The 23,177-nt window shown below is 37.6% G+C and carries 21 protein-coding genes; 4 read left to right on the forward strand and 17 right to left on the reverse strand.

Annotated features, from left to right (window positions below; translation table 11 throughout):
• The first annotated feature begins 193 nt into the window (after positions 1 to 193).
• The gene (gene paaZ / locus AC1PJ9_RS16845; RefSeq protein WP_311087885.1) at positions 194 to 2,296 is read left to right on the forward strand and encodes a phenylacetic acid degradation bifunctional protein PaaZ; all 2,103 of its coding nucleotides are present in this window, start codon (positions 194 to 196) and stop codon (positions 2,294 to 2,296) included.
• Between the two features lie 43 nt (positions 2,297 to 2,339).
• Here paaZ and AC1PJ9_RS16850 read toward each other — a convergent pair whose 3' ends face one another.
• The 4 genes from AC1PJ9_RS16850 to AC1PJ9_RS16865 form a co-directional block, all read right to left on the reverse strand.
• Complete coding sequence (locus tag AC1PJ9_RS16850) at positions 2,340 to 3,719, reverse strand: L-serine ammonia-lyase (RefSeq protein ID WP_311087886.1); 1,380 nt, start codon at positions 3,717 to 3,719, stop codon at positions 2,340 to 2,342.
• 493 nt (positions 3,720 to 4,212) lie between these two features.
• The gene (locus AC1PJ9_RS16855; RefSeq protein WP_311087887.1) at positions 4,213 to 4,647 is read right to left on the reverse strand and encodes an I78 family peptidase inhibitor; all 435 of its coding nucleotides are present in this window, start codon (positions 4,645 to 4,647) and stop codon (positions 4,213 to 4,215) included.
• 160 nt (positions 4,648 to 4,807) lie between these two features.
• Positions 4,808 to 5,260, reverse strand: a complete 453-nt coding sequence (soxR, locus tag AC1PJ9_RS16860) for a redox-sensitive transcriptional activator SoxR (protein ID WP_263613421.1) — start codon at positions 5,258 to 5,260, stop codon at positions 4,808 to 4,810.
• A gap of 208 nt (positions 5,261 to 5,468) precedes the next feature.
• Positions 5,469 to 5,756 (reverse strand): hypothetical protein, encoded by a 288-nt coding sequence (locus tag AC1PJ9_RS16865; protein WP_263613420.1) that lies wholly within the window; start codon positions 5,754 to 5,756, stop codon positions 5,469 to 5,471.
• A 424-nt stretch (positions 5,757 to 6,180) separates the two neighbouring features.
• On the opposite strand from AC1PJ9_RS16865, the gene AC1PJ9_RS16870 reads away from it, so the two are divergent.
• On the forward strand, positions 6,181 to 6,840 hold the full coding sequence (locus AC1PJ9_RS16870; protein WP_263614959.1) for an epoxyqueuosine reductase QueH: 660 nt from the start codon (positions 6,181 to 6,183) through the stop codon (positions 6,838 to 6,840).
• A 306-nt stretch (positions 6,841 to 7,146) separates the two neighbouring features.
• Here the strand turns inward: AC1PJ9_RS16870 and pdxR are convergent, their stop codons facing one another.
• Positions 7,147 to 8,622 carry a MocR-like pyridoxine biosynthesis transcription factor PdxR gene (gene pdxR, locus AC1PJ9_RS16875; protein ID WP_311087888.1) on the reverse strand — a complete coding sequence of 492 codons (1,476 nt, stop codon included), beginning with the start codon at positions 8,620 to 8,622 and terminating at the stop codon, positions 7,147 to 7,149.
• Positions 8,623 to 8,735: 113 nt separating this feature from the next.
• On the opposite strand from pdxR, the gene AC1PJ9_RS16880 reads away from it, so the two are divergent.
• Positions 8,736 to 9,191, forward strand: coding sequence for a GNAT family N-acetyltransferase (locus AC1PJ9_RS16880; protein WP_311087889.1), 456 nt, complete (start codon positions 8,736 to 8,738; stop codon positions 9,189 to 9,191).
• 66 nt (positions 9,192 to 9,257) lie between these two features.
• On the opposite strand, the gene AC1PJ9_RS16885 is transcribed toward AC1PJ9_RS16880, so the two are convergent.
• The 3 genes from AC1PJ9_RS16885 to AC1PJ9_RS16895 form a co-directional block, all read right to left on the reverse strand.
• Positions 9,258 to 10,415, reverse strand: a complete 1,158-nt coding sequence (locus AC1PJ9_RS16885; protein ID WP_311087890.1) for a winged helix-turn-helix domain-containing protein — start codon at positions 10,413 to 10,415, stop codon at positions 9,258 to 9,260.
• A 130-nt stretch (positions 10,416 to 10,545) separates the two neighbouring features.
• Entirely contained in the window at positions 10,546 to 11,727 is a 1,182-nt protein-coding gene (locus AC1PJ9_RS16890; RefSeq protein ID WP_311087891.1) for a cyanate transporter, read from the reverse strand.
• Entirely contained in the window at positions 11,727 to 12,209 is a 483-nt protein-coding gene (locus AC1PJ9_RS16895) for a nucleoside deaminase (protein WP_311087892.1), read from the reverse strand. The genes AC1PJ9_RS16890 and AC1PJ9_RS16895 overlap by 1 nt, the downstream gene beginning before the upstream one ends.
• Positions 12,210 to 12,478: 269 nt before the next feature.
• Here AC1PJ9_RS16895 and AC1PJ9_RS16900 point away from each other — a divergent pair, with 269 nt between their 5' ends.
• Entirely contained in the window at positions 12,479 to 13,330 is an 852-nt protein-coding gene (locus AC1PJ9_RS16900; RefSeq protein ID WP_311087893.1) for a LysR family transcriptional regulator, read from the forward strand.
• Between the two features lie 4 nt (positions 13,331 to 13,334).
• Here AC1PJ9_RS16900 and AC1PJ9_RS16905 read toward each other — a convergent pair whose 3' ends face one another.
• The 9 genes from AC1PJ9_RS16905 to tagF form a co-directional block, all read right to left on the reverse strand.
• Positions 13,335 to 14,288, reverse strand: coding sequence for a M15 family metallopeptidase (locus tag AC1PJ9_RS16905; RefSeq protein WP_263613413.1), 954 nt, complete (start codon positions 14,286 to 14,288; stop codon positions 13,335 to 13,337).
• Positions 14,289 to 14,295: 7 nt separating this feature from the next.
• A complete protein-coding gene (locus AC1PJ9_RS16910) occupies positions 14,296 to 14,898 on the reverse strand; it encodes a hypothetical protein (RefSeq protein ID WP_311087894.1) in 603 nt (200 codons plus the stop codon).
• Positions 14,899 to 14,910: 12 nt separating this feature from the next.
• Positions 14,911 to 15,717, reverse strand: a complete 807-nt coding sequence (gene icmH, locus AC1PJ9_RS16915; RefSeq protein WP_263613411.1) for a type IVB secretion system protein IcmH/DotU — start codon at positions 15,715 to 15,717, stop codon at positions 14,911 to 14,913.
• Between the two features lie 17 nt (positions 15,718 to 15,734).
• On the reverse strand, positions 15,735 to 17,099 hold the full coding sequence (gene tssK / locus AC1PJ9_RS16920) for a type VI secretion system baseplate subunit TssK (protein WP_004702450.1): 1,365 nt from the start codon (positions 17,097 to 17,099) through the stop codon (positions 15,735 to 15,737).
• A 16-nt stretch (positions 17,100 to 17,115) separates the two neighbouring features.
• Complete coding sequence (gene tssA, locus AC1PJ9_RS16925; protein WP_311087895.1) at positions 17,116 to 18,213, reverse strand: type VI secretion system protein TssA; 1,098 nt, start codon at positions 18,211 to 18,213, stop codon at positions 17,116 to 17,118.
• Positions 18,214 to 18,234: 21 nt separating this feature from the next.
• Positions 18,235 to 20,919 (reverse strand): type VI secretion system ATPase TssH, encoded by a 2,685-nt coding sequence (gene tssH / locus AC1PJ9_RS16930; RefSeq protein ID WP_311087896.1) that lies wholly within the window; start codon positions 20,917 to 20,919, stop codon positions 18,235 to 18,237.
• Between the two features lie 217 nt (positions 20,920 to 21,136).
• Complete coding sequence (locus AC1PJ9_RS16935; RefSeq protein ID WP_002048345.1) at positions 21,137 to 21,400, reverse strand: PAAR domain-containing protein; 264 nt, start codon at positions 21,398 to 21,400, stop codon at positions 21,137 to 21,139.
• A 16-nt stretch (positions 21,401 to 21,416) separates the two neighbouring features.
• Positions 21,417 to 22,184: an OmpA family protein gene (locus AC1PJ9_RS16940; protein WP_022574836.1), complete on the reverse strand. Its 768-nt coding sequence runs from the start codon at positions 22,182 to 22,184 to the stop codon at positions 21,417 to 21,419.
• A 2-nt stretch (positions 22,185 to 22,186) separates the two neighbouring features.
• Positions 22,187 to 23,146, reverse strand: coding sequence for a type VI secretion system-associated protein TagF (tagF, locus tag AC1PJ9_RS16945; protein WP_017398210.1), 960 nt, complete (start codon positions 23,144 to 23,146; stop codon positions 22,187 to 22,189).
• Positions 23,147 to 23,177: the final 31 nt, after the last annotated feature.

Below are 23,177 nucleotides of genomic sequence, written 5' to 3' on the forward strand. Positions count from 1 at the left end.
TAGTATCAAATTAAATTACCAATAACAAAACACATCAAATTATTGAAATTATTAAACTTAAATCAATTGCAAAAAACCTTTTTACTTTTATAAATCAAAATAAAGTTGACTTTTAGACAAATTAATCTGAAATTATGAATCATATTTTTGCAATTTTTATAATTGATGTATCACATAAAAAAGGAGTTTGGTCATGCTTGAACAAGCACACCTAGAAGGAACCTCAACTGACACAGATTTTCAGCAGCCTGAACATCAACTGTCTCATCTTGCTTCTTATGTCTATGGAACATGGCATTCGTCTGACGAAGAGCTACGCCCTGTTTATCATGCCATTACAGGTGAATCGATTTATGCCGTAAGTAGTCATGGCATTGATATGAAACGTGTTGTTCAATATGCCAAACAAAATGGTTCAGAACTGGCTAACTGGACATTCCACCAACGTGCCAATGCCTTAAAACAAATTGCCCAACATTTACTTGAGCGTAAGGAAGACTTCTACAAACTTGCTTATGCAACAGGTGCAACTCGTAAAGATGCGTGGATTGATATTGAAGGTGGGATCCAGACATTATTTGCTTATTCAAGTCTGGTTCGCCGTGAACTCAATGACGAAAAAATTATTACTGAAGATAGCTGGATTCAACTCTCTAAAAATGGAACTTTTGGTGCTAAACACATTTTAAGTCCTAAAGCAGGTGTTGCCGTTCACATTAATGCTTTTAACTTCCCAATTTGGGGAATGCTTGAAAAGATTGCACCAACTCTTCTTGCAGGCGTGCCATGTATTGTGAAACCTGCAACCGATGGCTCTCAACTAACTCAAGCGGTTGTACAAGCCATTGAAGAAGCTCATGTATTACCAAAAGGCTCTCTACAACTCATTTGCGGTCAGACCTATGACCTGTTAGAGCACCTAGGCCCACAAGACTGTGTGACATTTACAGGTTCTGCTTACACAGGCCAAAAACTACGTAATCACCCTCACCTCAATAAATATTCGATTCCATTTAGCATGGAAGCTGACTCGGTAAACAGTGCAATTTTAAGCCCTGAGGCAAATGAAGAAACTGTCGATTTATTTGTGCGTGAAGTCTTCCGTGAAATGACCACCAAAGCAGGCCAAAAATGTACTGCAATTCGTCGTGCATTTGTTCCTGAAAATTTATTAGCGACAGTACAAGAAAAGCTAACTGCTAAACTTGCTAAAGTTGTGGTGGGTGATCCTCAAAAAGAAGAAACCAACATGGGTGCTTTAGCGAGCATTAAACAAAAACATGACGTTGCAGAAAAAGTTGCCGAACTCAGTAAAGACGCAAAAATTGTTTTTGGTGGCAATGATAGCTTTACATTTAATGCCGACCATCCTGAAAAAGGTGCTTTTTTCGCTCCAACTTTATTGCTGTGCGAACAGCCTTTACAAGCGACGAATGTTCACACCACAGAAGCGTTCGGTCCGGTATGTACACTCATGCCATACAGCAACATTGAAGAACTAGCTGATCTTGTTTCACGTGGTGAAGGTAGCTTAGTGGCTTCAGTCGTTAAAAATAACGATGAGAATATTGAGCAGATTATTCAAAAAATTGCGCCTTGGCATGGCCGTGTGCATGTACTTGATGCAGAGTCAGCAAAAGAAAGTACAGGTCATGGTTCACCACTTCCACATTTAGTACACGGCGGCCCTGGCCGTGCCGGTGGCGGTGAAGAGTTAGGTGGTATTCGCGCGGTTAAACATTATATGCAGCGCACTGCAATTCAAGGCTCTCCAAATAGCCTGACGCAAATTACTCACTCATGGACTGCTGGCTCGAAAGTTAATGAGGACCGTGTACATCCATTTAAAAAGTCTTTTGACGAGTTAGTGATTGGTGAACGTTTATTAACGGCGCGTCGTACAGTCACCGAAGCAGATATTGTCAATTTCGCGTGTTTAAGCGGTGACTACTTCTATGCACATACTGACAAAATCGCAGCGGCCGAGTCTTTCTTTGGAGAGCGTGTGGCACACGGTTACTTCATTGTGTCTGCTGCAGCAGGTCTATTTGTAGATGCAGCACAAGGCCCTGTGATTGCCAATTATGGTATGGACAACTTACGTTTTGTTGAACCGGTTAAAATTGGTGACTCAATCCAAGTTGAACTCACCTGTAAACAAAAAACACCTAAACCACAAAAAGACCCATCTCAACCTGCGCATGGCGTTGTGGTATGGGATATCAAAGTCAAAAACCAACGTGGTGAACTTGTCGCAACCTACGACATTTTAACCTTAGTTGCTCGCGAGGCTTAATGTTTAAAATGAGATGGGGTCTCCTCGTCCCCATCTCATTTTTTTAACACTCAATCGCGTTAACAGCGAGGCCACCTTTTGAAGTTTCTTTATATTTCTCAGACATATCTTTGCCTGTTTCCTTCATGGTCTGAATAACTTTATCTAAAGTCACAAAATGCTCACCTTCATCATGAAGTGCCATTTGTGCTGCATTAATCGCTTTTACAGCCGCAATCGCATTTCGTTCAATACAAGGTACCTGAACCAAACCACCAATCGGGTCACACGTTAAACCCAAGTTATGTTCAAGCCCAATTTCAGCTGCATGCTCCACTTGCTCAGGAGATGCTCCTAAAATTTCGGCTAAACCTGCCGAAGCCATCGCACACGCCGAGCCGACTTCACCCTGACACCCTACTTCTGCACCAGAAATAGAAGCATTGAGTTTACATAAAATACCGACGGCTGCCGCACTTAGAAAAAAGCGAACCACTTTATCTTCAGAAAAGTCTTTAGAAAAAGTCACGTAGTAATATAAAACTGCCGGAATAATCCCTGCTGCACCATTTGTAGGTGCCGTCACCACTCGACCGCCAGCAGCATTTTCTTCATTTACCGCTAAGGCAAATAAATTGACCCATTCCATCGCATGGAAAGTCGTCACAATCAGGTTTGAGTTTTTCTTATTTAATAACTTATCGTGAATTTTTTTAGCCCGACGTTTTACGTTTAATCCGCCCGGTAATATGCCTTCATTAATTAATCCGTTGTGAATGCACTGCTGCATCACTTTCCAGATTTCCATAATCTTGCTACGAATTTCAGCTTCACTACGCCAGCTTTTTTCATTTTCAAGCATTAACTCACTCACTGATAAATGATGAGTTTTACATAAGCTTAAAAGTTCAGCCGCACTGTGAAATGGATATGGAACCTTAACGTCGTTGGTTTCAGTCTGGGTTTGTGTTAATTGCCTTTGACTAACAATAAAACCACCACCAACCGAATAATAAGTTTCTGCGTACAAAGTTTCTTCGGCTTCATTATAGGCAATCAGTTCCATTGCATTGGGGTGATAAGGCAAAGATTCATCTAAAAAAAGTACATCATGCTTATAGTCAAAAGAAATCGTCTTTTGCTGATTAAGCAGAATTGCTTTATTTTCAAGAACATCTTCAATCAAGCTTGTGCTTAGTTGAGTATCAATATGTTCAGGGTCAAAGCCCATTAAACCTAACAGAACCGCCTTGTCTGTCGCATGACCGACACCAGTTGCCGACAGCGAACCATATAAATTCACCTGAACTTTAACCGTTGCTTGTAAATCGTTTTGCTTCAATAAATCATCCACAAAACTGTATGCCGCTCGCATGGGTCCAACTGTATGGGAGCTAGATGGACCAATGCCAATTTTAAAAAGATCAAATACACTAATAAACACTGGGTCCTACCTTAGATTCATTATTATTCGTATGTTCGTCATTATTGTGTCCTTTCGGATAGCTCTAAAATTATCATTAAGCCAAGCACAAATCACGAATAACTCTTGGGTAGTCGCACAAAAAGACAACGGTTGAACATTGGCCCGAAATGAATGAGTCCATAGTCATAAATTTTAAGACTTCTATTTTTTAGTAGATGTTTAAAATGATTCTTAAATTAATTTAATGCATCAATTTGTATAAATAACAAACAGCATATATTAGCCATTAGTCGCACGCCCCTATTTTTACTCATTTTTACTGGTAAAGTGCTTTACATGGTTTGATACAACCTACTTAACTCAGATGCATAATTCACCTGTTCTTGCATCTGAAGTTTTTCTGCCTCTAGTCCGCTAGGGGCTTTTTTTTGAGTAAGTGAAATAAAATAATAAAAGCCCATCTTTTGACAGGCTTTCTTGTTCGGTCTTAAATCAATTTTTAATTAAAAAATTAACCACAGTTCGCGTTGGTAATTTTTTTAGTTGCTGGATCAATGGTAACAGTGACACGGTTTGTACGATAATCCATTGTCATTGGCTGACCTGGAGCGACTCTACGTACAATTTCTGAATTGGTTTTTTGTTTGATTTGGTCATCAGTTAAGCCAGACTGACCAACTAATTTTTGAGCTTCTTCAGCTACACAGTTAGCTTGGTTATCGCGGAATAATTTCCACTCTTCGACCACTTGACCATTTGGCAAATGACAATACCCAACCTGACCATTTGCTTCATTTCTAATTTCTAATTTTCCACCTTGCTCAACACAATATTTACTTGCTGGATTTGGTGAACCAATTTTTGGTGGAGTTGAGTCTTTATGTTGTACTGCTGAGCAAGCCGTTAACGAAACAAGCGCTAATCCAAGAAAGATAGTTTTTTTCATAAATTTTACTTCTTACTAAAAAAGCTAAAGATATCAAAAAAACTCATGTTTTATATGCGTTGTTTACAATAAAAAACCTTCATAGAGAGTAACTTACAAAATAATGAATTATTCCAAGCGGTAAATTATGATGAACAAGATCAAGCAACAGATGTATGAGCTACGATCTTTCTAAAATACGTGCTCCAACGCCTTCTTGCCCCAATACATCATCTGGGTTTCTTAAAGGACATTGTTCTAATGACAAGCATCCACAGCCAATACACCAATCCATCTCATCTCGCAGCCGCGTAAGCTTTTGAATACGATCATCCAAATTTTTCCGCCAGTCGAGAGATAACTCTTTCCATTGCTGTGCAGTTAATTTAGATCCCATTGGATACTTGCTTAAAGCTTGTTTAATTTCCTCTAATGGAATACCAACCTTTTGTGCAATTTTAATGATCGCAATATAACGCAGCACAACTAAAGTAAAACGACGTTGGTTACCATTGGTTCTTATACTTTTAATCAAACCTTTAGATTCATAAAAATGAAGCGTTGAAACTGCAACACCACTACGTTTTGCAACCTCACCTACAGTCAACAAACGGCTTTGATTCGTTTCAGTCATTTCTATTAACCATAACTTTAGTTGAGGTTTTATAAAAGGATGCTGAAACTTTGTCAAATGAAGAGCTAAATTTAACAATTCAACAGCTCAGACTATTTATAGAAATTTTAAACAATGAGAAGAATTAAAAATATGATCCGACAAAATGTATAAAAAATAATCAAATTACTTAAATTAATACTGCATTTCAGATTTCATAAACAAAATACTAGGGTCTAGTTTCACAGCCACAAATCCAAAACATATTGTAAACAAACGGCATGGGCGCACCGAGTGGATAGACTTTAGCCTCTTCTATTTTATATGTCTTCTTTCTTGATTCGATATGTAAAATATTATCGCAGCGCGCGATCACTGTTCCTTTTTTATATAGTTTTTTTCTTTCATTTTTTGCGTCGAATTTATACACCAAAAAGTAAACTTTTTCCCCTACCTCTATCTTTGAATGATTAACCATAATGTAACCATTACAATACTTACATTGCCAATCGTCCATATCTTAAAATATCACATACTCAAATTAAAAAAGTAGAATAACTGTTTTAGTATAAATTTAATAAAAATATAAATCTAAAAAAATATTTAAATTTAAAAAATAATACTTATTTGTGACATCTATCACACTAATCCTAGATCAAAATATAAAAAATAAATATATAAAAGACAAATAGTTACAAAACTATAAAACCATCACCCTTTTCCATCTAATTGAGCTTTTAGACACATCAAATTAACTTTTATAATATTGCATAAATATAATGTGTTTATTATTTCACAGAATAAAAATATAGATTAATTTATGCCTGAGTTAATATAATAAAATTAATAATTAAATATTTTCATCTTAAATTGAAAAAAATTCATTCCAATATTGATTTAAACAACTTAAAATATATAAAAATATATCTTAATTTTCAATGATGACTACTCAAAGACAAAAACTTGAACTGCCATTAGGACATAATAAATTATTACTCCATTCATGTTGCGCTCCCTGCTCTGGAGAAGTAATGGAAGCATTAATTGAGTCCAATATAAACTTTTCTATATTCTTTTATAATCCCAATATCCATCCAGTGAAAGAATACCTCATTCGCAAAGAGGAAAATATCCGCTTTGCTGAAAAACATAATATTCCATTTATTGATGCAGATTACGATACAGACAATTGGTTTGCCCGTGCGAAAGGTATGGAAAATGAACCTGAACGTGGTATTCGCTGTACCATGTGTTTTGATATGCGTTTTGAACGTACTGCTTTATATGCTTATGAACATGGGTTTAGTTTAATCAGTAGTTCTTTAGGAATTTCACGATGGAAAAATATGGCTCAAATCAACGATTGCGGGATTCGTGCCGCTGCACACTATCCTGAAATCCAGTACTGGGACTATAACTGGCGTAAAAATGGTGGCTCTAGCCGTATGATCGAAATTAGTAAACGTGAAGAATTTTATCAGCAAGAATATTGTGGTTGTGTATATTCTTTACGTGATACAAATCGCTGGCGCATGAGTAATGGCCGAGATCGTATTAAACTTGGTGTTAAATTTTATAGTAATGCTATGGAAGAAGATTAAAAAAATCTCTATAGCGATTTAAAAATAAATATTTAATTATATTTATTTCGTTTTCTAAATTTTTTAACCTTAAATAAAAAGAGCCACATCTGGAGAATGTGGCTAAAAGGTGTACTTAGATGAGCTTTGATGTTTTTAGAATAATTAAGCTAGCTTAAAATAATATTAATAAATTTTTAAATTTAAAATATTTTTTAACTTTAATTAATTTTCATAAAACTATTAAATTTCACTAAATATTTTACACGATACATTAAAAATAAAATTAGCCTATATTGCATATATAAGACTGAAAAATTTAACTATTTACTTTTTGAGGCTAAAAGCGAGTTTCTTAATATTTTCTATAATTTCCTCAGATTGATGGGCAGCATAGCCTAACAAAACAGCAGCTTTTTTCGGCGCAATTTCACAATATCGAGACAGAGGCTGAATCGCTAAATCCAAAGCCGAACAATGAGCAATAAACTCTTGCTCAGTCCATGCATCTTTTAACCAGCATATAAGATGAATGCCTGAGTCTGTGGGCTGAACATCAAGTATGTCTGAAAGGTGCTCATTAATCGCTTTAATTAATACCTGCTGACGCTCATAGCATGCTTTTCGAACTTTACGCACATGCCTAGCATAGTGACCTTGTTGTATAAATAGAGCTAAAGCAACCTGTTCTAAGTATGAACTTCGCACGTCTGTATAGTATTTAGCAGCACTAAAGGTTTCGATTAATGCTTCAGGTACTACCATGAACCCTAAACGGAATTCAGGAAACATCATCTTGGTAAAAGTACCAGAGTAAATAACACGTTGCTGTTGATCTAAGCCTTGTAGCGCTTGGATGGGGTGAGTACCATAGCGAAATTCACTATTATAATCGTCTTCAAAAATCCATTTTTCTGCTTTGTTCGCCCAATCTAATAAAGCAAAACGGCGAGCCAAACTCAAAGTTCCTCCCAAAGGAAACTGATGCGAAGGTGCGGTATAAACAAGTTTGCTTTTTAAATAATGGTTGGTAATGTCTGCGACTTGCATGCCCTCTTCATCACTCTCGATTAAGTTGACCTGAGCTCCAAAACTTCGAAAAATATTAAAAGCTGCATCATAACCCGGCTCATCTAGGCACACCTCATCATTTGTTTGAAGTAACGCATAGGCAGTCAAATGAATGGCCTGCTGGGTCCCGTTTACAATAATGATTTGCTGTTCATTACAATTCAGCCCACGAGTTGAACGAACATATTCGCAAATTGCCTGACGCAGTGGTAAATAGCCACGCGGGTCGTGAAATTGACCCAGTTGATAATAAGATTGTCGCCAAGCTTGAGTTAATAGCTTTCCCCAAAGCTGATGAGGGAATAAATCTACGCAGCCTACCCCTACATGGAACATTTTTTTCTTTTGGCTTGACCATGACTGCTCTCGCCATGAAGCCAATAATGCTTCTATATTCGGATTTATATTTAAGGCATGAGGTTTACTTGTAGTCGTTTTTTTGGGACTTTCTTGGATATGTATGAGTTGATCTGGTACAACTTCAGCAACGTAAGTTCCTGAACTCGGTTTAGTAAATAAATATCCTTCATCAAGCAAACGTTCAAGAGCCGCCAATACGGAATTTCGTGAAATTGACATCATGTCTGCTAAAGCACGGCTTGAGGGTAATTTTGTTCCGGCAGTGAGTCTTCCATCTAAAATAGCATCACGTAGAGCTGAATATAGCCCATCTTTAATCTGGCCCTTTGGCAAAATCAAATGAGGAAAAGGCGCAGAAATTGGAGCGGCCATAACAAAACTGGTACTGTAAAAAATATCAAAAGTGTACCTTATAAAAATACCACTTTCAAAACTACACTTTAGCTGTCAATTTTCCATTACTTTAAAAATAGAGTGTACTTTTTATGCAAAATCAAGATATTCAAATTGCCCCTGTTCAGCCACAAGACTATGCACAATGGGAAAAATATTGGCTTGCCTATCAAAATTTTTACCAAGTTAGTTTGCCTCCTCATGTTACAAAAATAACTTGGGATCGTTTTTTCGATGCAAAAGAACCTATGTATTGTGCTGTTGCCAAACAAGGTGAACATATTTTAGGAATTGTGCATTATGTTATTCATCGTTCAACATGGGCAGAGAATAATTACTGCTATTTAGAAGACCTTTATGTTTCACCTGAAGCCCGTGGGCAACACATTGGTAAGCAACTTATCGAATATGTTCAGAAGCAAGCCATTGAACAAAACTGCAATCGTTTATACTGGCATACACAAGAAACCAATCATACAGCTCAAAAACTCTATGACTGGATTGCACAAAAACCAGGTGTTATTGAATACCGTATGTCTTTAACCTAACAAGTAAAAACACCAAAAGCCTTAATTCTTTTGGTGTTTTATTTTTAAACCCAAAATAGTGTTTATTTACTTCTTACTGCGAAGAAGCTTACTTACCTTGTCATTCACAGTTAAACATTGGTTAAATGCTGCGAAACGTTTGAGCTCTTGATCTAACTCGAAAAAGAAATGCTCTTTATCTTTCACTGTTTTTTCTAGATGCAGGCTAATTACCTCCAACTCTTTCACACTCCGATGTGCTTTACAATCAATTCGGCCGACCAACTCATCTTGATAAAGAATAGGTAAACAGAAATATCCAAATACGCGTTTGGCTGCTGGTACATAACATTCGATCCGATAATCAAACTCGAATAAAGAAGTTAAGCGGTCACGATGAATGAGAGAATTATCAAAAGGCGAAAGTATTTTTAAACCAAAGTCAGTCTCCACTTTTTGTTCTATTGCAGCTACATCCACATATAAAGTTTGACCGTCGGCAAGTTTCACCACTGATACAACACCAGCATCAACCTGCTCTTTTAGCACAACTCGCATAGCCTCTTTTAAATCATTTTTCTTCAAATGAACTAATTGCTTCCATGTGAAAGCCCCATGTGCTCGAAGCGTATTATTAAATAAATACTGCGCATATTCGTAAAGCGTGGGCATCCTTAAATCAATATTTTCAGGCAAGCAACGCTCAGTCAAATCATAGACTTTTTCCATGCCGTTACGCTCACAAATCATCAGATCACCCTGCATATATAACTGCTCAAAAGCACGGCGACCCGGACCTGTATTCCACCAATTCCCTAAACTTTTTTTATTTTTCTTGTCGATATCACGTAGTCGAATTTTACCTTCGGCACGAACACGCGCTAATATTTCATTCATCAGGTGTTGATCACCTCTATTAAAATATCGGCTTTCCCCATTCTTAACCGACATCATGGCAGGTAAAGCATAGCGATAATCTTTCATAGGAAGATAAGACGCCGCATGGTACCAATATTCAAAAATCTGACGTTCACGAACCAAACTGTTTAAATGACTTAAATCGTACTCAGGCACTCGGCTCCACAATATATGGTGATGAGCACGTTCAACGACAGAGATGGTATCAATCTGCACATATCCTAAATGTTCAATCGCTTGTAAAGTTCCATCTACCCCTGTCGCAAATGGACTATTTTTTCCTAAGCCTTGTTTAAGTAAGGCAATTTTTTTCAAAGAAGATGTCATAAAAATCAAATATTGTTGTATTCATTTAAAATCTAAAAATTTCAGTATCATCCTATCATTATTCTTTGATGCTCTTTGCATGCAAATCGTATTTCTTTAGATAGGTCATATTCTCTAATCACACCATATTTTATAGGCGAATTTTGCGATAACTTTTAGGTGTCAGCCTTACCACTAAAGCCATCACGAGCATCACACAACATAAATGAAAAATCCATCCCGCTTTATAAGCACCTGTAAAATCATGTAATGCCGCTACGAACCAAGGTGGTATTGCTGCAAGTAAAAAACCACCACCTTGCATAAGTGCAGATAAAGCTCCTGCATTGCTAGGTTCTTTAAAATGGTCAAGTGCAACAATAAGTGTTAGAGCAAAACAGCCTCCCAAGCCAACGCCTAAACAAATTGCCCATAAAATAGAGGCAAGTTCAGGCACAAATGCAAGTCCAGAAAACCCAGCAAATTGCATGAATAGAGTAAACCATAGCCATGGACGGCGATCTTTATATTGTCTAGCTAAAATAGGCAAAATTAATGCCGATGCTGCTTGACTTAAAGCAAGTAAAGCGAGCAATTTTCCACTTTGTTCACTACTCCAACCATGATCTTGAAATGAAGGTGCTAACCAAGCAACCACCGAAGAATAACCACCATTAACGAGCCCAAAACACAGCATTAATAACCATGTTCTAGGTTTCTTAAGCAACATCTTTACCGGTGCTTGAGGTGCATTCGAACTTACGATAGAGGGTAAAAAAATAAATGTTGAGATTAATGCCAATACAGCTGGTATAGCAAAGAAAGCCAGTCCAACAGACCATACCCCCGTTATATTGGAGACCACAGGCGCTAACCATGCGCCTAGTGCACCACCGCCCATAAGCATGGCTGAATAAAGGCCCATCATCGGTCCAATATGTTGGCTGAACTCTCTTTTGATAATGCCAGGAAAAGCTGCTTGTATCAGCGCGACGCCTAAACCAATCACGACTGCACTGATAATTAAACCTTCAGCTGTAGGAAATAAAAATCTAAGTACGCATCCAATACAAATAGTCAGTAAGGAGCCTAAAACAACGCTACGTTCCCCAACCACGCTCTGGACGATTGGACCAACAAAGGCAATAACTCCCATCAGCATCATGGGTAATAAAGTGAGTAAAGCTATTCCTTGTAGACTTAATCCAGTTCCTGCCCGAATACTGGAGACTAATGGACCAATACTCGTCATAAAAGGTCTTAAATTAAGTCCAACCAAAGCGACTGTTACGATGAGCATGGGCCTAGCCAAGAAAGCTCCAGACTGCTTCATTACTCTGAGCCTGACTTATTGGTTTGATAATTTTGCCAAAGTACATAAAGATCGGTACGGTCTTCAAACCGAACGGGTACATATTCAATTTTCATAGTCTGCTCAGCAAATGGTTTTGCAAGATCAGCATATATTTCAGCTGTAGATAAACCAAAGGGTGTTCCGTCTTCATTAGAATACGCATAGTGAACTGCTTTGATACCTGCTAAACGCATTGCAGCCATACACATTGGGCATGGATGTCCACTTGCATACACAGAGCAGCCTTCTAAGTTTGCAGATCCTAAAACTTGACTAGCTGCACGAATTGCAAGTAATTCAGCATGAGCCGTTGGATCATTGGTTGTCAAAATTTGATTTACACCCGAAGCAATTACTTGGCCATCTTTTACAATCACTGCGCCAAATGGCCTGCCACCCATTTCAATATTGTGATAAGCAAGTTCAATGGCTTGGCGTAAAAACATTTGATTTTCTTTCATCCGTTATCCTCAACTACTTTGCACCTGCTAAAAGAAGTAACTTTTCAATTTCACGGTATTCGCTTGAACATGCATGCTGTAGCAACGATCAATTTGATCCATATAAGAAACTTAGGTATGAAAAAATCTAAGTAAACTTTAAGAGCAGAACAATTTGGAACTAGAATAAGCGTGCTTAAAAGTATTTGGAAATTAAATTATTTAATCGATTGTATTAAGATTATAAATACTTAAGCATTCCATTCTTTGCCTAGTTGGTGATAATTCTTATGTTTGATCCTCGTCTTCTTCGTGCATTCGTGACTATTTTCGAAAGTGGCAGTTTTACCGCCGCTGCTGATAAGTTGCACCTGACACAATCAACGATTAGTCAGCAGTTGGCACGTCTTGAAGAATCTGTTGGTCATTCACTTATTGATCGCACATCACGACCTTTACAATTGACTGCCTCAGGTGAATATTTAATTGGTTATGCTCAAAGGATTTTGACACTTCAACAAGAAGCAGAGGCCGTTCTAAAAGATCCAGCAGGTAGTATTCCTATTCGGATTGGCTTACCAGAAGATATGATGAGTACCGCTATGGCAGAAATTTTCGGCATGTTCGCACAAGCCCATCGGTCTATTCGTTTAGATGTTACTTCTGGCCTAAGCCGTAACCTAACAGAGCGTTATCGAAATGGTGAGCTGGATATTATTATTGTAAAAGAACCAGCCGCTAGTGCTGATTGTTATGCATCTTTTCCAGAAGAAATGGCGTGGTTTGAAAGTGAAAATACAACTACACCAATGTCCGATCCAATTCGTTTAGTGACTTTCCCCCAAGGAGGACTTTATCGAGATGAAATGTTTGAGACCTTAGAACGCGAACGGAGACGTTGGTATATTGCTTTTACAGGCAGTAGTTTAGAAAGTGTTTTAGTGAGTGTTGAAACAGGTTTGGGAATATCTTTACTTCCCGTAAGTACCACTAAAGGTCGTCGTGTACGTAAATATAGGTCGTTAGGTGAAGCTTCACCTATGGTAGTTTCAATTTACACATGGGAAAAAGCTGGGTTGATTTCCCAGCTTGCTGATAAGATGACTACTGTATTGCATGATCGTTTTCGATCACTCTCTTAAGCTTTTAACTTATTTCATTTAAGCTTTCAGCAATTAATTTTTCCGCCATTTCCTGAGTTTTCTTCAGACCTGGCATTCTATACTCTGTATGACCATAGTCTTGTATAGATTTCCAGCGACCACCCCATGTCAGTCCAACTGACTCTGCAACTTGCCCATACAGTCGATAACCCTGCATAGCCCATGGATCACGTTCAGAAATAACAACTTTACCATTTCGTTTAAATGCTACATCCGCCGCTAAACCAAATTGATGGTAACTTTGATACCCTTTTGCCTTGGTTGTATTCGGGTTGCCTGCCAACATATTCTGGCGTCCTGGACTGCGATAACCTTCAAGCAAAACAAGCTCATAACCATATTGCTCTTTCATAATTTTAAAGACCATAAGCAAACGCTGCTTATAACGAGGATTCATTTTGTCCCACTTACGATTGACCATATTGGTATCTAAAATTGAACGGCCATCGAAACTTGCTTTATCAATAGGTGAAGAATTAATCGCACCACTGTCTTGAGAAGCATACTGCTGCTCTAATTGCGTCGCTTCAACAATTGCCGCTTCAATCAGACCTTCATCAACTTCAGGCGGTGGTGATAAGATTTCTCCATTTAATAACGCGTAAATTTGCGGGTCAGTTTTTTTCAAATATTCGGCTTCAATCCGAGTTGAGCTAATCGGGCGAGTAAAGGCAAAAACTAAGATACTGGCAAATAAGAAAAATCCTGCAATTACAATCCACCATTGCTGCAAATGCCAATGAGATTGTAATTTTTCAGGTGCGGCTGCCTGATTCATGGTTTGGGCAAATTGCCTGACCTGATTCAGTTGCCGACGCCCCTGAGGTAATAACGATAGAACAAATGTTCTACCCTTACTTCTGAGTTCATAAGACATTAAAAAAGCCAGCCCTATAGCAAGGCAGGCAAAACAAAAGAAAATTAGAAAAATCATCATGAATTTACTAATTCACCGCAAACGGACTGCGAGTCACTTTGATATCAACCGATGCTTTTGGTGTTTCCGCCTCAGCTTCTGGCTCAGCTGGAGCTTTCTTAGCTTCCGCAGGTTTAGCTTGAACTACCTTAGGTTGAGCGATAGGTTTTTGCTGAGCTGGCTGTATGGGGTGAGTGGGTTTAGCCACAACTTGTTGCTTAGGTGGTACCCGTTCCCCCGTGAGCTGGGCATCAAAAGGTGAAACACGTTGCTGAGTTGTTGGAGCTGCATTTTTATGAGGAGCAGGTTTAAAAATACCACTCAGTTCATTTTCTTTAGGTTGCTCAAAACCATCATGGCTCATTGGATCTGCTTGCTCTTGCTGATCAGCTGCAACTTGCCCATGTGCAGAGGAGTTCGTCATCAATACTTGATCATGTTCCTGATCTTGATTTGACTTATTCTCAACAGTTGTAGGATCTGACGAATACGGTTGAGACAAGAACAGGAACAGTGAGATGCTTACAAACACCCCGGCAATAATACCAATGATGATATAGATTACTGGTGATCTCGACTTTTTTTTATTCGATTGCAAAACTCGAATAGAAGTTGGTTTTTCCTGAGCCATTTCGTTCCATCATCAAGGTAAATAAATTGTAATATGTGCTTGCTCTTGTGGGGCAGAAATCACATTTTGATAAGTAGATAATGCTTTATCATTTTGATTATTGAGCATAAATCTTAGACCCGCGAAGGTAAGCAATGCAAAAATCAACAAGAAAATCAAAATCCAGAAAAAAGGTAATTCGCGATGAATAATATTTCGTATCTGATCGGGAATTGCCGAGAACGGCGAGAAAGCAACTTTTTTACCTTTTAAATAATCAATTTCGTCACCTACTCGCGCAACCAAATGATTCAGGCTTTCAATAGACTCAATCCGATATTTACCCTGAAAACCCAATAATAGGCAGTAATGAAATACTTCAAGAGCAGCTAAACGGTCTTTTCCACGGCTTCTCAACTGTTCTAATATTTCAAAGAACTGATAACCCGCCAATTGAGAACCAAATAAGCTCAATTGCAATGGACTAATCAACCAAGCATTTTGCAAATTAAAATAGCTTGGGTCTTGTTGGGTCACGATTGTTTCATCAAGCAGCGCACAAAATGCATATTTAGCATCATGAATATCATCTGCTGAAAACTGCAACTTTTTAGCCTGTTGCTCAAACCGATTAAGCAAATCTAAAATTTTTTCACGAAACCGCTGTGGGTCAGCTGGTACATACTGATTTCGAATCAAAAAGATTAAATAAAAACCATCGTGCAATAAGTCGATCAGATTAATCGCCTGAAGTTTTGCTTGGGACTGACTATTATTGTTTCCTCCAGTCCCGATTTGCCCGTCATCAAATAAAGAAGGAGCACCTGTAGATTGTGACATTTTTCTCTCCTTTATCTTTAAGCGTTCATAACCGCAATCAGCTCAATACTGATATCTTGGAAGCCAGCTGGGACGTAAATACAAATCGTCTCCGAATCCAACATGCGCTGATAGAGTTCATGATGCGGTTCGATTTCGAAATAACTCACGCCAGAACGTACCGGAATAGCCGTTGGAACTTGAATTAAGTGGTGTAATGGAATGGCCGGCAATGCTGCAACAACACGCTGCTCAACATCCAGCGTACTACCGATTTTAAATCGTAGAGGTACAATCTGAATCAACTCGTGAGTCTGCATTGCACTACTTGATACAGCTATATAAAGTCTAGTGTCACGAGTAATCTTATCTGTCTCAAGACTTCCCACCCAATATGAAGGTCGAATTTCTTTAAGTGCAATACTGATATAACGACTAGAAATAATGGTATCTAATAAATCACGCAAAATGGTGTCGAGCTGAGTAAAGCTTTCTTGCAAATTGTGATGTTTATATGCAGGTAACTGATCGACTTCATAAGCTGTCGAAAAAGTTAATAATGAGCCTGCTAAACGCAATAATTCAAAAAACAATCGTTCTGGATGAATTTGCGGATATTGTAAGAAATGGTTCAGACCAGCATGTGCAGTATTTAAAGCATTGACCAACCAAAACGAAACGATATCACCTGAACGGAATTCAATTAATTTCTGTTCATTTTCACGGTTGTTGGTTTGAATGGTTTTAATTTTTGCCTTAATAACATTCAATGTTCTTTTTAAATTCGAAACCAATGTCTCAGATGCATCGACATGCAAAATAGGTGGAATAAATTTGCGATCAATTTCAAAAGCGCCTGAACTCTGACGTTTAATTTTACCTATTGGCAAATAGAGGAAACCATCCAAATTATGATCAGGATTGCTGTTTGCATCTAATAATTTAAACACAGCTCGACGGCGTAACAAGCTGATATCTGCTTCTGTCGCATTTGTGAAAAGATCGTGAGTCTCCACAAGATGCGATTGGTAACGTCCCTTCTGTGACTGGTTTTGATCGATTAAATTCTGTTTATTGGCTTGGAGTAGTGGTAATGCCAAATAAATGACCATCTCACCACGTAAATTAAGCTCATCAAGCAAAATTGGTTCAGGTAGTAAGTCATAAGCCGGTGCTTGGTATATTTCACCGTCTTGCCAAATCATTTCTACCGACTCAAGCGCAAGTATATGTGTACTAAGCTGTGCTTCATCAAAACTAAGTTTTTGAACACCATATGAAAATGGCACAACAGCACGAACAGTGTGATTTAAGCGTTGTTCATGATAAGTATCTTGAATTTGGAAATGTTGAGGTCTTAAAAATAAACCTTCGCCCCACAGGACTTTTTCAGCTTTAAACATATGTCTTTACCAATCTTTATTCGTATTCATTTTTAGGCTGTACACCTAACATTTCCTGAACCATTTGTAATGGATTTTCATCTTTAATGACTTGTGCCAACCATTCATGTAATGGCATTTGACTCCATTTAATGGTCTTTTGAAGCATATAACTCACAGGACTATGTGGCTCATTGGCCTGAAAATAATCGGCTATTTCTTGTAGCACTTTCATTGCTTGCTCACGGTTAGCCAAGTGAGTTTGTGCTTGAGGCTGAAACATAGGCTGTTCTGATACGATTTGTTGTACAGGCACTTGATTTTCCATAGATGGAGTCGTGATCACAGCGGCCTGTTCTTGGGTTTGGGCAAGCCCAGTACCAAAAGCCTCTGCTTTATAAATCTTGCGTAAAGTGCTGTGAATTGTTTCAAATGCAGAATCAATTGCAGCAAAACTTGGTGCATCTAATCCCATTAAGTGATCAAGCGTCTGTTTTAAGACATTCCACTCAGTTAAAACTGAAGTAAACTCTTGATAATTTGAATATTGAAAGGTTTTAGACGTATTAAAGATCGCTTGATCAAATTGTTCCAATTCAGATGGGCCTGATTGGCTGTCGTACTCTTCAGTTTGCTTACGACGAATGTTCTCGTGATATAGAAAATTATCGTAATCAAGCAAATTGTAATAAGGCACTGCGCTAGTTAAAGAGACTTTCTTCAACAAACCAGGCAACTGATTAATTAAACCTTGTAATAAACCAATGCGTTGGTCCAAATCATCATCTTCAATAATCGGATGAATATCCTGCCAGTATTGGTTCAGCATGGTATGGGTTAACGTTAAACCCTTTACCATACCTTCAAAACCATTTAGATGAGTCCAGGCTTCTATTAACCATGTTAATAGACGGATATCTTTGGTTTTTTCTGTGAGCAAAGTACTTACACTCTTTGCAACAAAATCCCAATCTGCCTGTTTCCGCTCAGCAACCCAATCCCCCTGATCTAATAGTAGATCATCCTCTGTTCTCGCTTTCTTTATTTCGTGAAATTCATTAGAAAATGAATAATCCTCTCCACAAAGTAAGCTGTCATTAATGGGTTTAAGTAGTTCAGAAATATCAATACTCATCTAATTTTGGCTCTATTAATTTTAAACTTCTGATTTCAACTTTTTACTAGTCCGTTTTTTAGGAGGCTTTGCAACTGGATCTAATAAATATTGGATTTCATCATCTTTCGCATCAATCATGATCACTTTCGGCAATTTTTGATCTGCTAACGCCACTAAAATCTCAGTTGCCAAAGCAGGTAAAACTGTCGAATTTAAGATGTTATCGACATTACGGGCGCCACTATCCACTTCAGTACAACGGCTGAGTAGCAACTCGACCAAGTCATCTGAATATTGGACTTCTGTTCCATATTGTTTTTCAATTCGAGCGGTAATTTTGCCCAATTTATGTTTAATAATTCGAACCAATAAATCGTCATGCAACGGGAAATATGGCACAACTCTCATACGCCCTAAAAAGGCTGGTTTAAATTGTTTATATAAACTTGGTTTTAAATGTTCGATTAATTCTTCTGCTGTAGGCCACTCTTCAACAGGCTGATTTAAACAGGCCTGCATAATTGCACTAGAACCTGCATTTGAAGTTAATAAAATTGTCGTGTTTTTAAAATCAATAACGCGACCTTCACCATCTTCTAAAGTACCTTTATCAAATACTTGGTAGAACAGCTCTTGTACATCACTATGTGCTTTTTCAATTTCGTCGAGTAGTACAACACTATAAGGATTACGGCGCACTGCTTCGGTTAACACACCGCCTTGACCATAGCCCACATATCCTGGAGGTGCACCTTTAAGTGAAGATACCGTATGTGCTTCTTGATATTCAGACATATTAATCGTGATTAAATGCTGCTCACCGCCATACAGCTCATTTGCTAAGGTGATTGCAGTTTCAGTTTTACCCACCCCGCTAGGTCCAACTAAAAGGAATACACCTTGAGGTTTATTTGGATCTTCTAATTTAGCTTTTGATGTTTTAATGCCCTGAACCAATTGTGTAAGTGCATAATCTTGGCCCATTACACGCTCGCCCAATTTGTCTTCAAGCGTTAAGATTTGCTTAATTTCATCATTTACCATTTTCCCAACAGGAATACCGGTCCAATCAGAAATAATTTCATTAATAATTTGAGAATTTACACGCTCAAAAACTAATGGCTGTTGGCCTTGAAGATCAGCAAGGTCTTTGCGCATTAAATTAATCTGATCATAGGCTTCAGACTCATTAGAATGACTCTGCGCTTCTAATTCCTGGATTTTACGAACTAGCTCTAATTCTTTTTGCCATTGTTCCTGAGTCTCTTGAATCTCATTTTGCAAAGACTCTAAATGATTTTTCAGTTTCTCTAATCGTTCATGATGTATTGGAATCTGACGATGTTCATTTTCCAAAATCTGTTGCTCAAGCTTTAAGTTATGTTCTTGTGCCTTCAATTGATCAAGTTTGACTGGCTGTGCATTTTGGGTCAACGCTACACGTGCTGCCGCAGTGTCTAGAACACTCACTGCTTTATCCGGGAGTTGACGACCACTGATATAGCGATGAGAAGCATGTACAGCTGTGATAATTGCTTCATCGTCAATTTGTAAATTAAAGTGCTTTTGCATCACTGGAATCATTGCACGCAGCATATCAACAGCAACTTCTTCGGTCGGCTCTTCAACCTTTACGACCTGAAAACGGCGGCTTAAGGCAGCATCTTTTTCAAAATACTGTTTATATTCAGCCCATGTTGTTGCAGCAATCGTTCGTAGCTCACCACGTGCAAGAGCAGGTTTTAAAAGGTTAGCAGCATCATTTTGCCCTGCTTGGCCACCTGCACCAATAAGTGTGTGTGCTTCATCAATAAATAAAATAATAGGATGAGCCGAAGCCTGAACTTCTTGAATCACTTGTTTTAAACGATTTTCAAACTCACCTTTAACACTTGCACCTGCTTGTAAAAGGCCCATATCTAAAACATGCAAATGTACATTTTTTAAAGCTTCAGGCACTAAACCTTGAGCAATTTTTAAAGCTAGCCCTTCAACTACAGCTGTTTTACCTACACCTGGTTCGCCAGTTAAGATCGGGTTGTTTTGACGTCTACGCATTAAAATATCGAGCATTAAACGAATTTCAAATTCGCGCCCAATAACAGGATCAATTCCACCATTCTTCGCTTTTTCAGTTAAATTAATCGTATATTGATCTAAAGCTGGTGTTTTTTGAGTTTTTACAGTTGGAGTAGCGACTTGTTCTAGCTCATCTTCTTCTTGTGAAGAGGTTTTAGTTTCTTCTTGTTGTTCTACGCTCTTTTCACAAATCTCAAGAAACTTATGTTTCATTGAATCTATAGGTAAAAGATCAAATAAACTCGAAGCTCTTGTTGCGATTTGATATAAATCTGGTGCAGTTAATAATGCAACCAATAAGTGACCACTACGAATGACAGGGTTTTGTTCCGCTGAAGCCAGTAACCAAGCTTGCTCAAATAAACGCACAATTGATTTGGCAAAAATTGGAGTCCGTGTATTCCCTTTTGGTAATTGAAAGATTGTCTCTTTTAAATCATCTGCCAAAGCGTCAGCTGAGATTTTATATTTTTTTAATAAAATTTTTAAATCATTTTCTAAAGGCTGATTAAGTAGCTCTAAAAATAAATGTTCAATTTCAATTTCGTAGTTTTGCTGAAGAACACAAGCATTAGCTGATTTTTCTAAAGCAGTGCGCGCAACTGTAGAAAGTTTTGTAATTAAAATTTTTAAACTACTCATCATTACTCTCAATATTTTTAAATAATTTAATACTTAAAATCATAATGCCCGTATATTACCAAAATTTAGCTTTATCCGACAAATAACCTAGCATCATAATCATTAATATGATTTGGTCGATTTCTTATCTCTATATAAAAAATCTAATATCATTAAGAACATTTAATTAGTACATATATCTTTTCAAGTTAATAGTTTAAGTGAAAAGATATATCCTCTGCTATCCTTGATTAACCAAACTTTGTTTCGGTAATAATTTACAACCACAAGATAATGAATCATTTACTCTTGCTGCTGATTTTCCCATGACCTGCATATTTGGATCTCCAGAAACAATCGTAGAAACCGTTTTATGCGCCGGACAAGTTGCTTTATCACCTACGCACGCAATTGCAATTCCATCTATTAAAAATGCACTATTACCAGAAATGACTTGCCCTCCACCTGTCGTTGGGCAACCAATCGTAATATAAGGGCTAGCCATATTCTTCTCCTTATGTTTATAAAACGGTGAACTCAATTCGACGGTTTTTCTTTCTTCCTTCTGGAGAGGTATTATCCGCTACAGGTTTAGTCGAACCTAATCCTTCTGCAGATAAATGATCAGCAGGAATGTTTTTACTCACCAAATAATTTTTAACTGCTAATGCACGGTCTTGACTGAGTTTTAAGTTTTTAGTCGCATCTCCAGAACTATCGGTATGTCCTACAATTTTGACTTTTTTACCGCCAACTTTATTTAAAGCAACCGCCATTTCATCTAGAATTTTTTGGCCAGCATCTGTGAGCACGGCACTACCAGATTCAAATTCAATAATTCGATTTTTTAAAGCATCATCAATGACTTTCTGCTCTGCCTGATTTACAGAAAGCTGTGAAAATAATTGATATGGTGGCTGTACTAAACCTTGAAATATCTGAATAGTTGGCTGTATTTCTGTAGGGTTTAGCATTTTTCCAGTCAGTTCAAATCGCGTGCCGTTAACACTTAACTTGCCCTGAGAAACTTTTTTAAGGTCTGGTGTAATCACTCTTGTTACAGAGTCACTCCAGCCATTTGGAGCTGCTACTGGTCGAACTTGTATTTTATCTACCACTTGGTCTGCACCATAAACAGACTGCATTTTCATTAAAATGGCCTGTTTACTCGCTTCATTTGGCACGACACCTTCAACAACAATTGGCTGTGCTAAAGCATAATTTGCAATCGCATAAATAAAACAGCCTTTTATTAATTGTGAAAGTTTAATTTGATATTTTTGATTCATTGTTATTCACCCAAAAAAGTCTGTCTAAATAGTTTTAAACCTTGATTTAAACTTAATTGGCGTTGACATAAAGATTGTTCTAGCGTAGCTAAACCAGCATTTTGTTCCAAATAAGTATCAATCCATTGAGCTTCTATTAAAGAAACCCAATGTTTACTATCCATATTCTGAGTAAAAATATCGCTAAGAGCTAAAATATCCGCACCCTGAAAACCAAAGAATAATACTGGCTGCTCTCGATGTAACAATCCAATCAAGACTTCAGTATTATGTTGTTTTAAAAAACGACAAATGATACTGACCCAGAATGCTGCTATTTCATAACAATAAGCAGGATTATTAATCGGCAAAATCAGCACTTTATTTAAGCGACTGGTTCCATTTTGTAAAATTGGCTGCAGTAATAATCCCAGCCCAATCATACTTTGAGCTAATTCATAAATACTCAGCTTCATTAACTGAGCAAACGAATGCATTGTATGGTTTTCATAAAAACCGACACATTCACGTTCAGATAAAACTTGAATTTGATTTGGTAAATGATTGAGCTTACCAAATAATAAATCAGAATCTTTAATACCTCTTAAAGCACGATTATTTTGAAATAAATCGACTAAAACATGCTTATAACTATAAGGTGCATATAATAAATTTTCGTATGGTAAATCAATCTCAAGTAAATGACTGAGTACCATTGGAAAAGCTCGACCTGAACTGTCTTCGCTCGCCAGTAAATTTGCAGCTAAAAACATATTCTCTTGTGGATTTGCAATAAAGAAGTCCAATGGAGGCAACGTACCATATGCCTCTTTGAACGTAGTCGATTGCATTGCATATTCCAGCGCTTCTGTAATCCACTGGTCAAGGACCTGTATTAAGGCATATTGACCCTTTGTTTTTAAGAAATCACCACGTGCCGGACTTTTCCCATAATACAGAGGAGTTGTTTTTAATGTATGCATTAGACCTCCTCCTTTAATGTTGAGGTTATTT

Source organism: Acinetobacter sp. 70_2 (genome assembly GCF_056736115.1).